This is a genomic window from Emcibacter sp. SYSU 3D8, from assembly GCF_039655875.1.
Classification (GTDB): Bacteria; Pseudomonadota; Alphaproteobacteria; order SMXS01; family SMXS01; genus RI-34.
In genome coordinates this window covers 1-13119 of record NZ_JBBYXK010000005.1, presented here as the reverse complement: position 1 = coordinate 13119, position 13119 = coordinate 1, and the positions used below count along the sequence as shown (strand labels likewise).

General features: G+C 63.5%; 14 protein-coding genes and 1 pseudogene. 7 read left to right on the top strand and 8 right to left on the bottom strand.

Going from position 1 to position 13119, the window contains the following annotated elements:
- Positions 1–90 precede the first annotated feature (90 nt).
- The gene (locus WJU21_RS16065) at positions 91–651 is read left to right on the top strand and encodes a VOC family protein (RefSeq protein ID WP_346324477.1); all 561 of its coding nucleotides are present in this window, start codon (positions 91–93) and stop codon (positions 649–651) included.
- A 73-nt stretch (positions 652–724) separates the two neighbouring features.
- On the opposite strand, the gene WJU21_RS16060 is transcribed toward WJU21_RS16065, so the two are convergent.
- Positions 725–1765: an LLM class F420-dependent oxidoreductase gene (locus WJU21_RS16060; protein WP_346324476.1), complete on the bottom strand. Its 1041-nt coding sequence runs from the start codon at positions 1763–1765 to the stop codon at positions 725–727.
- A 140-nt stretch (positions 1766–1905) separates the two neighbouring features.
- On the opposite strand from WJU21_RS16060, the gene alr reads away from it, so the two are divergent.
- Positions 1906–3048 (top strand): alanine racemase, encoded by a 1143-nt coding sequence (gene alr, locus WJU21_RS16055; RefSeq protein WP_346324475.1) that lies wholly within the window; start codon positions 1906–1908, stop codon positions 3046–3048.
- On the opposite strand, the gene WJU21_RS16050 is transcribed toward alr, so the two are convergent.
- The 3 genes from WJU21_RS16050 to WJU21_RS16040 form a co-directional block, all read right to left on the bottom strand.
- Positions 3045–4076: a DUF481 domain-containing protein gene (locus WJU21_RS16050; RefSeq protein WP_346324474.1), complete on the bottom strand. Its 1032-nt coding sequence runs from the start codon at positions 4074–4076 to the stop codon at positions 3045–3047. The two genes, alr and WJU21_RS16050, sit on opposite strands and share 4 nt — an antisense overlap.
- Before the next feature lie 127 nt (positions 4077–4203).
- Positions 4204–5223 carry a DUF481 domain-containing protein gene (locus WJU21_RS16045; RefSeq protein ID WP_346324473.1) on the bottom strand — a complete coding sequence of 340 codons (1020 nt, stop codon included), beginning with the start codon at positions 5221–5223 and terminating at the stop codon, positions 4204–4206.
- 223 nt (positions 5224–5446) lie between these two features.
- Entirely contained in the window at positions 5447–6253 is an 807-nt protein-coding gene (locus tag WJU21_RS16040; RefSeq protein WP_346324472.1) for an enoyl-CoA hydratase-related protein, read from the bottom strand.
- Between the two features lie 112 nt (positions 6254–6365).
- Between WJU21_RS16040 and WJU21_RS16035 the strand changes: the two genes are divergently transcribed.
- The 3 genes from WJU21_RS16035 to WJU21_RS16025 are packed head-to-tail and all read left to right on the top strand — an operon-like array spanning position 6366 to position 9326.
- The gene (locus WJU21_RS16035; RefSeq protein WP_346324471.1) at positions 6366–7904 is read left to right on the top strand and encodes a peptide MFS transporter; all 1539 of its coding nucleotides are present in this window, start codon (positions 6366–6368) and stop codon (positions 7902–7904) included.
- A 20-nt stretch (positions 7905–7924) separates the two neighbouring features.
- Positions 7925–8533 carry a DUF1330 domain-containing protein gene (locus tag WJU21_RS16030; protein WP_346324470.1) on the top strand — a complete coding sequence of 203 codons (609 nt, stop codon included), beginning with the start codon at positions 7925–7927 and terminating at the stop codon, positions 8531–8533.
- Positions 8534–8558: 25 nt separating this feature from the next.
- Positions 8559–9326 carry an SDR family oxidoreductase gene (locus WJU21_RS16025; protein WP_346324469.1) on the top strand — a complete coding sequence of 256 codons (768 nt, stop codon included), beginning with the start codon at positions 8559–8561 and terminating at the stop codon, positions 9324–9326.
- Positions 9327–9335: 9 nt separating this feature from the next.
- Here WJU21_RS16025 and WJU21_RS16020 read toward each other — a convergent pair whose 3' ends face one another.
- Positions 9336–9875, bottom strand: coding sequence for a VOC family protein (locus WJU21_RS16020; protein ID WP_346324468.1), 540 nt, complete (start codon positions 9873–9875; stop codon positions 9336–9338).
- A gap of 12 nt (positions 9876–9887) precedes the next feature.
- Positions 9888–10415 carry a VOC family protein gene (locus tag WJU21_RS16015; protein ID WP_346324467.1) on the bottom strand — a complete coding sequence of 176 codons (528 nt, stop codon included), beginning with the start codon at positions 10413–10415 and terminating at the stop codon, positions 9888–9890.
- 117 nt (positions 10416–10532) lie between these two features.
- Here WJU21_RS16015 and WJU21_RS16010 point away from each other — a divergent pair, with 117 nt between their 5' ends.
- Positions 10533–11117 carry a hypothetical protein gene (locus WJU21_RS16010; RefSeq protein WP_346324466.1) on the top strand — a complete coding sequence of 195 codons (585 nt, stop codon included), beginning with the start codon at positions 10533–10535 and terminating at the stop codon, positions 11115–11117.
- 52 nt (positions 11118–11169) lie between these two features.
- Here the strand turns inward: WJU21_RS16010 and WJU21_RS16005 are convergent, their stop codons facing one another.
- The gene (locus WJU21_RS16005; protein WP_346324465.1) at positions 11170–11484 is read right to left on the bottom strand and encodes a 2Fe-2S iron-sulfur cluster-binding protein; all 315 of its coding nucleotides are present in this window, start codon (positions 11482–11484) and stop codon (positions 11170–11172) included.
- 80 nt (positions 11485–11564) lie between these two features.
- Positions 11565–12776, bottom strand: a complete 1212-nt coding sequence (locus WJU21_RS16000) for an FAD-dependent oxidoreductase (protein WP_346324464.1) — start codon at positions 12774–12776, stop codon at positions 11565–11567.
- Between the two features lie 245 nt (positions 12777–13021).
- Between WJU21_RS16000 and WJU21_RS15995 the strand changes: the two are divergent.
- Positions 13022–13119 (top strand): annotated as a pseudogene (locus tag WJU21_RS15995) (3-ketoacyl-ACP reductase); the annotation flags it as partial.

Here is a 13119-nt window from a genome sequence, read left to right as displayed (position 1 = left end):
CTCAGGCCAGAGTCGCAGGTCCGCCGTGTCGTTGCAACGGCCGTCCCGTTGGGTCTACCATTCGGCGACTCAGAAATCGGGAGACATGTCATGAGCAACGTATTCGGCGCGGTCCTGCAGCAGGGCTATGTGGTGCCCGATATCGACGCGGCGATGAAGCACTGGATCGCCCGCGGCATCGGACCGTTCTACATGGAACATCTGAAGGAGTTCCCCGGCGAGGTGGACGGCAAGCCGGTGAAGCTGGAGCTGAAGGCCGGTTTCGCCTATTCGGGTGACCAGCAGATCGAGGTGATCGAGCCGATCGGTCCGGTGGCCAGCATCTACAGCGAATATCTGAAGGAGCATCCTGAAGGCGGCCTGCAGCACCTGGCGGTGTTCTGCGGCGGCACCATCCAGGAGAAGCTGGACGAACTCAAAGCCAAGGGCATGAACTACGAGGTTCGCCAGACCTATGGCGATCAGCATGCCTATATCGATTCCGTCGATCAGCCGGGCGTGATGATGCAGCTGATGTATCGCGGCGAGATGATCGAGAAGATGTTTGCGATCATCAAGGAAGGCGCCGACACCTGGGACGGCAAGACCGACCCGGTCCGGCGCATCGACTGGTCCTCGGGCACGCCGGTGGTGAAGCCGCTCGCGGCCTGACCCACTGCACAGGTGAAAAAGAAACGGCGCGTCCTTGCGGATGCGCCGTTGCCGTATCCAAAAGCGGCGATGCCTAGAGCATCGCCTCGGCGATGACCTTCAGCGCGTCGGGCGACGTGCGGCCGATCAGCATGGAACCGATGTGGTTCTTCTTCGCCGCGTCCTTCCAGACCGAAAGACGTTCCTTGATGCGCTCTTTGGGGCCGCAAAGGGCGACGGCATCGACAAGCGCGTCGGGAATGGCGGCGGCGGCCTCGGCGCGCTGGCCGGACAGGAACAGGTCCTGGATCTTTACCGCCGCATCCTCGTAGCCCAGCCGCTTGGCGTAGTCGTTGTAGAAGTTCTTCGACCGGGCGCCCATGCCGCCGATATAGAGCGCCATGCCGGGCCGCACCTTGTTGCGGCACTCGTCCACGTCATCGCCCATCACCACGTTGACGAACGGCGCAACGTCGAAATCGGCCAGCGTCTTGCCGTTGCCAGCCTTGGCGAGGCCCTTGTCGATGTCTTCCCTGAACACGTCGAAACGTTCCGGGTTCATCCAGATCGGGAAGAAGCCGTCGGCCACTTCCGCCGAGGCGCGGATACCGGCCGGCGTGATCGCCGCGGTATAGATCGGCATGCTGGGGTCGCCGTGCAGGATGCTCTTCAGCGGCTTGCCCAGACCGGTGGCGCCGGGGCCATCATAGGGAATGCGGTATTCCTCGCCGTGGAACTCGAGCGGCTTTTCGCGCTTCAGGATCTGGCGGACGATTTCCACATATTCCTTCACCTTCACCATGGGCTTGCCATAGGGCACGCCGTGCCAGCCTTCCGCGACCTGTGGGCCGGACGGACCGAGACCCAGGATGAAGCGGCCGCCGGACAATTCCTGCAGGGTCATGGCGGTCATGGCGGCGCAGGCGGGCGTGCGCGCGGGAATCTGCATGATCGAGGTGCCGACCTTGATCTTCGTCGTCTGCGCCAGCACCCAGGCGGCGGGCGTGACCGCGTCGGAGCCATAGGCCTCGGCGGTCCAGGCGCTGTCATAGCCCAGGCTCTCGGCCAGTTTCACGGACTCGATGCCCAAATCCATTCGGCCACCGGAATAGCCAAGAAGAATTCCCAATTTCATGTGCAACCCTTTCAAGATCGTGTGCGGGCGGTTTGTTACCGGCCGGTTCGTCGGCCACATTAGGCGATTCCCGCTCAGTCGCAACTCTATTGTCTTGGGCCGATTTGGGGAATAGAGCATGCGCGTCGCAGGCCGCTATTGTGCAATGGCAAAGCGCGCGCTACCTGTCGGTGATGGCCTTTTCCTATCCCCAGAACACGGAATCCGTCCCGCCTGCGGGCGTGATTGAGATCGACTTGGTCGCGCTGGCCGACAATTACCGGCTGATGCAGGCGCAGGCTCATGGCGCCGAGGTTGCGGCCGCGGTCAAGGCCGACGCCTATGGACTGGGTGCGGGCAGGGTGGGCAAGGCGCTGTGGGACGCGGGCTGCCGGCGGTTCTTCGTCGCCACGATTGCCGAGGGGCTGTCGCTGCGGCGCATGCTGCCCCAGGCGAAGATCGCCGTGCTCAACGGCCTGATGGCGGGCGACGAGGAAAGCGTCAGGGAAGCCCGGCTCACGCCGGTGCTGAACGATCTGGACCAGGTCGCCCGCTGGAACGACGCCTGTGGCCGTGCCGGCGATCGCGGCGCGGCCATGATTCACGTGGACACCGGCATGAACCGGCTGGGCATGACAATGGCGGAAGCCGCAACGCTGGCGGCGTCGGCGCCCGAGAATTTCCGGATTGCCGTGGTGATGAGTCATCTGGCCTGCGCACGGCGGCCAGAGCACCCGTTGAACGCCCGGCAGTTGCAGCGATTCCGGCAGGTGCGGTCGCTGTTCCCCGACGCGCAGGCGAGCCTGGCCAATTCCGCCGGCGTGCTGATCGGCGAGGCATATTGCTTCGATCTGGCGCGCGTCGGGATCGCGCTTTATGGCGGCAACCCTGTCGAGGGCTGGCCTGATCCCATGAAACCGGTGGTCCGGCTGAGCGTCCGCGTGCTGCAGGAGCGGTTCGTGGAAGCCGGTGAGACTGTCGGCTATGAAGCGACGTACACCACGACGCGTCCGGCGCGATTGGCGGTGATCGCGGCCGGCTATGCCGACGGCTGGCCAACGCCTGCAAGCGGACGAGGCAAGGCGTGTGCCGGCGGCGTGATCGTGCCGTTTGCGGGCAGGGTCTCCATGGACCTGATCGCGCTGGACGTGACGGATGCGCCGGAAAGCGCCGCCGCGCCGGGCGCCATGATCGACCTGATCGGCCCGGAGTGGACGCTCGACGACGCTGCAAGCGCCGCCGGGCTGATCTCCTACGAATTGCTCACCGGACTGGGGCGCCGGTTCGAGCGGCGCTACCTCTAGAAGCTGTAGAGCAGCGTCGCCTTGGTTTCGGTCGAGGTCTTGGCGTTCCCCAGCGGCACATCGGTGTCGTGCTTCACATTGAATGACAACTTGCCCGAGATGGTCTCGGTGATCTTGGTCTTGAAGGCGACGGTGTCTTCCAGCGAGGTTCGCCGGTCGGACAGGAAAACCGATCCCGTGTTGATGATCGAGAACGTGTCGGAAACATCCCAGTTGAACACCGTATTCAGCCGCCCGCCATACTCGGTCTGGCTGATCATGGTGGCAGTGGGCGTACTCTGGCGCACAGCGGCGCCGGCCTCGATGTCCAGCGAATAGGTTTCGCCCTCGAGCGCCCGGTAGCCGACGCCGATCGATTCCAGGAACCGCTCGCGGAACGCGCCGTATTTGTCGCGCTCGTATTCGACCAGGCCGAAATTGTAGAGCCGGTCGCTCCACTTGTAGTCGAGCTGATACTTGGCTGCCGCCTGTTCCTTGGTGGTGGTGCCGCTCGTCCGGAGCAGTCCGAAACTGGCGCCCAGCTTGTGGCGCCACTTATGCCGGTCGTTGAGCAGGCTGAGGGCAGCAACGATCGACTGGGAAGAGATGTTTCCGCTGTTGAGGCTGGCGCCCAGCTCCACATTACCTGTCCAGTTGTCGAAGCCGGCGAAACCGGAGGGTTTTGGCGGGACTGGCTTCTTTGCGGGCGGGGTGGGCGGCGTTGGGACGCTGACGGCGGCCTGGGGCTCTGGCGCGGGCGTTGCTGATGCCGGCATTTGCCGGTTAGCAACAGCGGCAGTCACCGCACCGGTCCGCCCTGGCGCCAGCCGCCCGGCTTCGGCAAGAATCTCGCCGCGCAGGTTCGGATAGCCATCGGCAGCGATCACCACCGCCGTCTCCAGATATCTCGACGTATTTTCCTGGATGTCCCTGTCAGCCGCCTTGCGCAGCATGACTGCCACGCCGTCGGGCAGTTTTGCCTCCTGGGCCATGGCGGCGACCGGTGCCATGAATTGAATAGCGGCGAGAAACGCGAGCCCGCGTTGCATCGTACCCCCTTGCTGTCGTGGAATTGCCGGAGTTGGGCGGGTTGGTGCCCGTTATGATTGAGACGAATATGGGACCCGGCTCGCGCAATTCAAACATTGCCGAGCAAATTCATGATCTTGATGCGGATCAAAAGCTGTAGAGCAGCGTCGCCTTGGTCTCGGTCGAGGTCCTGACGGTGTCCATCGGCACCTCGGTGTCGTGCTTCAGATTGAACGACAGCTTGCCGGAAATGCGGTCCGTGATCTTGGTTTTCAACGCCACGGTGTTCTCCAGCGATGTGCGCGCGTCCGTCACGAAAGCCGACCCGGTATTGTTGATGGCGAAACTGTCCGAAACATTCCAGTTGAACACCGTATTCACGCGGCCGCCGTACTCGTCCTCGCGGATCATGGTCCGCGTGGGCGTGCTCTGGCGCAGTGCTGCGCCGCCCTCGATGTCGAGCGAATAGGTTTCGCCCTGCAAGACCCGGTAGCCGAAGCCCAGCGTCTCCAGATAGCGCTCGTGGAATGTCCCGAACCGGTCACGGCTGTAGTCGAACAAACCGTAATTATAGAAACGCGGCGTCCACTTGTGGTCGAGCTGGTAGCTGGCGGTCGCCGCCCGCTTGGTGGTCACGCCGTCGGTCCGGATCAGCCCGAAGGTGGCGCCCACCTTGTGACGCCATTTCTGGCGGTCGTTGAGCATGTTGACGGCTGTGGCGACAGACCGGCTGGAGACGTTGCCACTGTTCATCGCCGCGCCGAGTTCGACGCCGCCCTTCCAATGATCGACAGGCAGGAAACCGCTGGGCTTGGGTGCGGCGGCCTTCTCGGCCGCCTTGCTGGCGGGCGGCACGGATTTCTCGTCGGCGACCTGAGGAGGCGCCGAGCTGCGCGTCTCGCCGCTGATCACCGACGCCAGCCCGGTGGCGCGGGCCGGCGCGAGGCGCTGGGCCTCGGCCAGCACGGCGCCGTGCGCTTCGGGATAGACGTCGGCGGCGATGGCCACCGCAGCATCCAGATAACGCGTCGTGTGTTCCTTCGCGTCACGCTCGGCGGCCATGCGCAGCATGGCCGTGACCGCTTCGGGCAGCGGGGCTTGCTGCGCCATCGCAACGACCGGCAGCACGGATTGAAGTATCGCGAGAAGCGCGATTTCGCGTCTCATCGAGCAGCCTTCCTGTTGCGGTTTTGTGAATCACGCGTTTTCAGAAACACGTGTTCTTTCAACAGTATGTGGAGCTCTGTTCGCGCAGTTCAATCGAATGGGATGAGAATCTTGGCCGGCTGGATTCAGCGCGGCGGCGCGCATTCCGGCCAGGGGAGAATGGCCGATCCGTCGTCGGCCCGACCCCTCTCCCGTTGCGGGAGAGGGGTCGGCTGCGGATGCCTTAGCGCCCGGCGAAGTTGGCCGAACGCTTTTCGATGAACGCGTCGACAGCTTCCTGGTGGTCGGCGGTCTGGTGGCAGACACCCTGGAAGAAGGCGCACTGGTCGAGGAAGTCCTTCAGTTGCTCACGCTCGGCCAGCTTCATCAGCCGCTTGGTATAGCGGGTGGTGATCGGCGGCTTCGAGGCGAACAGGCGGGCCATCTCGAGCGCCCGCGGCATCAACTGGTCCGGCTCGACGACTTCGAGCACCATGCCCAGCGTCAGCGCCTCGTCGGCCTTCACCAGGCGACCCGAGAAGGTCAGCTCGACGGCGCGCTGGTAGCCGACGATCTTGGGCAGGAACCATGCGCCGCCGTCGCCCGAGATCAGGCCCAGATTCACGAAGGTCTCGCCGAAGATGGCTTCGGTCGAGGCAAGGCGGATGTCGCACATCAGGCTGAGGTCGCAGCCGGCGCCGATGGCCGGGCCGTTGACGGCGGCGATCACCGGCACTTCCAGTGACTGGACCGCCTGCGGGATACGCTGGATGCCGTCGCGGTAGGTCTGCGCCACGTGTCCGACGGTCTGGCTGCCCTGGGCTTTCATGGCCTTGACGTTGCCGCCGGCCGAGAATGCCGAGCCGTCACCGGTGATGACCAGCACGGACACCTCCGGCGTTGCATTGACCCATTTGCAGGTGTCGACGATGTCCTGGATCAGATTGTTGCCGGTCAGCGCATTGCGCACGTCGTGGCGGTTCAAGGTGAAGACGGCGACGCGGTTTTCCAGCGTCAGCGTCGCGTCCACGGGTTTGTGGATGTCGGTCATCGGAATCTCCCTCTGTGTCGCGGCGACTATAGCCCGGCACGCCGGAATGATAAGGCTCTTTTGCAGGCCTTCCGTTTCTCTATAGTGGCGGGCGGACGAGGAAGGGGAACTCATGGACGGCATGGCAGCGGGCGGCAAGATACTGGGGCACCCGCGCGGGCTGGCCATCCTTTTTCTCACCGAGATGTGGGAGCGCTTCAGCTATTACGGCATGCGCGCCCTGTTGATTTTCTACCTGACCCGGCACTTCCTGTTCGCCGACGACCCGGCCTACGGCATCTTCGCCGCCTATACCTCCATGGTTTATATCTCGCCGATCATTGGCGGCTTTATCGCCGACCGCTGGCTGGGCTTCCGCCGCGCCGTGCTGTTCGGCGGCATCCTGATCATGCTCGGCCATTTCGGCATGGCGTTCGAGGGCGCGGAGGCGACCGCCGATGCCGCCGGCAACGTCACGCGCGATCTGGGCGCCATGCAGGTCATGTACTTCTCGCTGGCGCTGATCATCGTCGGGACGGGCCTACTCAAGGCCAACATCTCGTCCATCGTCGGCAGCCTCTATGACGAGGGCGACCGGCGCCGCGACGGCGGGTTCACCATCTTCTATATGGGGATCAATGTTGGCGCGTGGATGGCGCCGCTGCTGTGCGGCTGGCTGGGCGAGACCTATGGCTGGTCATACGGATTCGGTGCGGCCGGCGTCGGCATGTTCCTGGGGCTGGTGGTGTTCGTGCTTGGCCGCGGCTGGCTGGAAGGCAAAGGCGAGGCGCCCGATCCGGCCGCGCTCGATCGCCCGGTTTTTGCCGGATTGACGGTTCAGCACACGGTGATCGGCGGCTGCATCCTCGCGCTTTTGCCGGTCTGGCTGCTGGTGCAGCACAGCCATATTGTCGGCGGTCTACTCGGCGTCGCCGGCGGTCTGGCGATGCTGGCGGTCATCGTCTATTCGGCCTTGCGGCTCGAGCCGGTGGCGCGCGACCGCATCTTCGCCATTCTGATCCTGATGCCGTTCCATGCCCTGTTCTGGGCATTCTTCGAGCAGACCGGCACCTCGATTGCGCTGTTCGCCAAGCGCGGTGTCGAACTCAGCCTGTTCGGCCTGACGGTGGTGCCGTCCCAGATCCAGTCGATCAATCCGCTGTTCATCATCCTGTTCGCCCCGGTGTTCGCGGCGCTCTGGGCAGGTCTGGACCGGCGCAGCCGGGAGCCGCACATTCCGCTCAAGTTCGCGCTCGGGCTGCTGCAGATGGGATTAGGCTTCTTCATGTTCGTCATCGGCATCCAGATGGCGGCCGAAGGTGACAAGGTCTGGTTCGGCTGGCTGGTGCTGGGCTTTCTGTTCCATTCGACCGGCGAGCTGTGCATTTCGCCGGTCGGCCTGTCGGCGGTGACCAAGCTTTCGATCGCACGGATTACCGGCCTGATGATGGGCGTGTGGTTCCTCTCGAACGCGTTCGCCAATTACGGCGCCGGTCTGATCGCCATGACGTCCAGCATCAAGCATATGCCGGGCGAGGACGTCGCCGTCGCCGATGCGCTGCCGGTATATGGCAGTATGTTCATGTCAGTAGGCTGGACCGCGGTCGGCTCGGCGCTGCTGTTGTTGCTGTTGTCACCGCTGCTGAAGCGGCTGATGCACGGCGTTCGTTAACTGAGAATGGGGAAACGGGAATGACCAAGGTCGCTTACATGTTCATCGGCATCGACATCAAGGACGAGGCCGGCATGGCCAAATATGTCGAGGGCGCGCCGCCGATTCTCGCCTCGTATGGCGGTCAGATCCTGGCCATCGACAACGATGCCGAAGTGCTCGACGGCAAGTACAAGCGCGAGCGCATGGTGCTGCTGGGCTTTCCGTCGCTGGCGCAGGCGCGGACGTTCTGGAACTCGCCGGAATACAAGCCGATGAAGGAGGTTCGCGATGCGGCCAGCGACCAGGACTGCATCCTGGCGGAAGCCTTCACCGACGATCCGCTGCCCGCCACCGGCAGCGGCGCCGTGTTCATGATCGGCGGCGGCGACACGCGCGACATGGAGGCGATGAAGCCCTATTACACGGAAGTGCCACCGATCAGCGCCCGGTTCGGCGTGCAGGCCTGCGCCGCCGGCAACACCTACGATCAACTCGACGGCAGCTGGCCGCACGCGTCTTTCATCGCCCTGCGGTATCCGTCCGAGGACGCCTTCAGGAAATTCTGGTTCGGCCCCGAATACGCCCCGTACAAGAAGCTGCGGGAAGACAATTCGGACGGCATGCACATGATGGTCCGCGGCATCTGACAATCAGCGAAACGGGGAGGTTTCCATGGGACGAATCGAGGGCAAGGTGTGCCTGGTCACCGGCGGCGGCGCCGGTCTGGGCAGGGCGGATGCGATCCGGCTGGCGGAGGAGGGCGGCAAGGTCGTCATCACCGATGTCAACGTGGCGGGCGGCGAAGAAACGGCCCAGATGGCTGGCAACGGCGCGATCTTCATCCGCCAGGACGTGACCGACGAGGATGGCTGGCAGCAGGTGCTGAAGCAGACCGCCGACCATTTCGGCAAGTTGAACGTGCTGGTCAACAATGCGGGCATCGTGGTGGTCAAGACGGTCGAAAGCACGACCACCGAGGAATGGCGGCGGGTCCATTCGATCATGACCGACGGCGTGTTCTTCGGCCTGAAATACGGCATCGGCCTGATGAAGCAGAACGCCGACCTGAACTCGATCATCAACGTGTCGTCGACGGCGGCCTTCCTCGGCTTTCCGCCATTCTTCGCCTATTCGGCGGCCAAGGGCGCGGTGCGCTCGATGACCAAGTCGGCGGCGGTTCACTGCCAGCAGTCGGGCTACAGGATCCGGGTCAACTCGATACACCCCGGCGGCATCGCCACCGAGATGATCAAGCAGGCGGCGGCCGAGGGCGGCACCACGCCAAAGGGCGCCGATCCGGCCAGCGCCGGCCCGCCCGGTCCGGGCCTGGGCGAGCCGGAGGATGTGGCCAACACAGTGCTGTTCCTGGCATCCGACGAAGCCAAGTTCATCAACGGCGCCGAGATGCTGATCGATAATTGCACGATCATCTCGCCCTAGGGACCGGTCCTAGAGTCCCATGGTCCGGATCGGGTCGGTCCTGCCGTCCCAATTGTCGGTGGCCTCGCGCAGCGCCGCCCAGACGACGCTGCCGCCTTCCGGGGCATCGACCAGCTCGACCATGCAGTTGAGGTCCTTGCGGGTGTCGATGTAGCAGAACCGGCGGTCGTTGGCCGAGGTGACCTGCCCACTGGTCGCCACCTCGTAGCCCATCGACATGTAGCGGGCCAGTTCGGCGTCGTAGTCGTCGGGATAGAAGCAGATGTGGTGATAGCCGTCCTGGCCTTTCGGCACCGTGTCGCGGTAGGCCGAGGGGCTGTCATTGTGCTGCTCGATTAGCTCCAGCTGCACATGCCCGGCGAAGGCCACGGCCACCGAGATGTCGAGTTCAGCCGGCTTTCCCCGATACATGACGGTGTTCAGGGCGATTTTCGGGATCATGAACCACGGACCCACTTTCATGGTTCGGGTAAATCGGGCGATGGCTTGATCGAGGTCGCGGACCACCCAGGCATTCTGGGTGATGACGAGATTCTGGTGCTGTTTCATCGGTCTTTCCCCTTAGGCGCGCGGTACGGTCATGGTCTTGCCGTCCCAGGTGCGGGCGGCGTCTTCCAGCATGCGGCTCATCTTGATGTAGGCCTGGTCGGCGTGGATCAGTTCGACCAGGCAATGGCCGGTGTTCCAGGTGTCCACATAGGCGATGTGTGTCTGGTCCGGGTTGCCTCCCGAGGCGATCACCTCGTGGCCCAGCTTCCGGTACATCTCTACATCGCGCTGCACGTCGTCGGTCAGCACACCGATATGGTGAAAGCCCTCCTTTCCGGTGGGAAAGTAGTCCCGGTAGACCGACGGATGGTCGTGCAACGGCTGGATGAGTTCCATCTGGATGCCGCCCGACGCCGCCAGGGCGGCATGCAGCTTCATGGTGGTCGGCTTGCCCTTGTAGAAGGCATTGGCCATGCTGATGTTCTCCAGCATGACCCATGGGCCGACACCCATGGTTTTCACCCAGCGGGCAACCGCCGCCTCGATGTCGTTCACGATAAACGCGTTCTGAAAAACCACGGTGCTTTTACGGTTCGTCATGTCTCTCCCCTTGATTGCACCGAGCCTATGCCACCGGCAGGATATGGCCAAGGGCGCCGTTGGAATCCGGCAAATGAGGCCTAATTCCTTTGCAAAGGCATCAACGGGGGAACTCAGATGAAGATGCTTTGGGCATTGCTCATTGTTCCGTTCATGGTCACGCCGGTGCGTGCCGGCGAGGGCGCCGCGCAGCCCGCGTTCGACGCCGGTGGCGAATTTCTCCAGATGGTGGACGCGCTTGCGCGGCTTCCCGAGCCGAGCGGTCTGCTGGGGCGTCCCGCCAAACTGAAGCTTGCCGGGGCGACTGGCCTGCCGCGCGTGACCAATGCGCGCGGCTACAAGTCCCGGCCGTGTCCGGTCTGCAAGGACGATGCGTTCAATCTCCGGGGCAGGGACACCTATTCGGCGATGCCGCGGTTTACCGCCTACCGGGTCAGGCCGGACAATCGCCTGAAATTCGCTTTCGGCAACGGCCAGCTTCGCTACGGTCTGTGGAGCGATGTCCGCGAGGTCAACAACGTGTCGACCTACGACAACGGCACGCCGCCGGTCGATGGTTATGGCAATGCCCTGCCAGTCGCGGCGTCGGCCCGGCCTGCCGAGCCACCCGTGAACTTTTCCTTTGCCGGCGGCGCGTCGAACAGCGACCGCCGGTCCTATACCGAGTATCGGGGCGGCATTTTCATGTCGGCGCCGTTCTAGAAACAAAAAGCCCGGCGCAAGGCCGGGCTTTTCAGTCAGAGAGCCGTGCGGCTCATTCGTCCGGCGCGATGGTCAGTGTCAGACCGTCCAGATCTTCGCTGAACTCGATCTGGCAGCTCAGGCGCGAGCCGGGCTGGACGCAGTCCAGTTCCTCAAGCAACTCGTTCTCTTCGTCGTTGCGAGCGCCGACTTTGGACAGCCATGCATCGTCGATATAGATGTGACAGGTAGCGCACGAGCACTGGCCGCCGCAGATGGCCTCCAGTTCGTAATCGTTGTCGCGCAGATTCTCCATCACCGAGATGCCGATCTCGCCTTCGATCTCGCTCTGCTCGCCGTCGCGGTTGGTGATGAGAATTTTTGCCATGTGTGTCCTCGAGGGTATCTGCTGCGGGTTTTCGCCGCTTCCTAGCCAAAGGCGCGGAGCATTGCAACCTATTCCGCCGACTACAGATCCTTCAGCGGTACTTCAGGGTCGGCGGCACGGACCGGATCAAGCTGCGTGCCTGCGGCGATCATCTTCTTGGCCGCCATGAAATCCTTGATCATGTTGATGGCGTTGATGGCCACGAACTTGCCGTGCCGAAGGTAGATCGCCGAAAATTTCCGTTCGGCGGGGTTGCCGCGGATCACGACCTCGTCGCCGGGCTCGGAAAGGCCGACGATCTGCAGTTTCAGGTCATACTGATCCGACCAGAACCACGGTATTTCGGCATATTCCTTCAACTCGCCGCACATGGCGTTGGCGGCGGTCTTCGCCTGGTCGACGGCGTTCTGGACCGATTCCAGGCGCAGGCGACGGCCCAGCAGCGCATTGGGATGGTTGGTGCAGTCGCCGGCCGCCCAGACGTTCTCGTCGCTGGTCTGGCAGTATTCGTCGACGACGATTCCATTGTCGACGGCCAGGTCGCCGTCGGCTGCCAGTTCGACGTTCGGCAAGACGCCGACACCGATGACGACCAGATCGGCGGGAAAGAATGAATCATCGGCACAGGTGACGCGCTCGACCTTGCCATGGCCCTCGAAGCCGGTCACCGCCATGCCGGTGCGGATCTTGACACCGGCGTCGGTGTGCACCTTGTCGTAGAATGCCGAGACCTCCGGCGCCACGACACGGCTCATCACCCGGTCCAGACCTTCGAGCACGGTGACGTCGCAGCCCATCTTCACCGCCACGGCGGCCACTTCGAGACCGATATAGCCGCCGCCGACGATCACTACCTTTGCGCCGGGCTTCATCTGCTTGCGGATCGCCAGCGTGTCGTCGATGGCACGCAGATAGAAGATGTTCTCGAGGTGGGCGCCCGGCGCCTGCAGCTTGCGGACCCTGGTACCGGTCGCCAGCAGCAGCTTGTCATAGGCAAGGTTCTCGCCATGGGACGTGGTGACCGTCTTCGCGCGGCGGTCGATGGCGGTGACCTGCGTGTTGGCGCGGAAATCGATCTGCTTATCCGGGTACCACGTGTCCTTTTTCAGGAAGGTCCGCTCGACCTCCAGTTCGCCGGCCAGCACGGCCTTCGAGAGCGGCGGGCGCTCGTAGGGGACATAGGGTTCGTCGCCGATCATGATGATGCGGCCGTCGAATCCCTTCTGCCGCAAGGTTGCCACGGCCTGGCCTCCGGCATGGCCGGCGCCGACGACGATGATGGTCTGTGTCATGGTACCCGTTCCGATGTCTTGTGATTGCCCGCTCTTATCCTGTTCGGTGGCAAAAATCTATGATATGGCTCCGATCCTGCCGTTACGTCCCGCGGAGCAGGGGGAGACCTTCCGGGCGCCTTTTCATGACAGATGCGGTCACGCCGCATCCGGTTCGCGGGACTTCAATGCGCCGGTCTCGGCGCGCGGCAGCGGCCTCACGGGGGGTCGAAGCGAGTTTTTCACATCTGGTTGGGAGATGAATCATGGATCTGGGTTTAAAGGGCAAGAATGCCATCGTGACGGGCTCGACGAAGGGCATTGGTCGCCGGGTAGTTGATCTTCTGGCGTCGGAAGGCGTCAA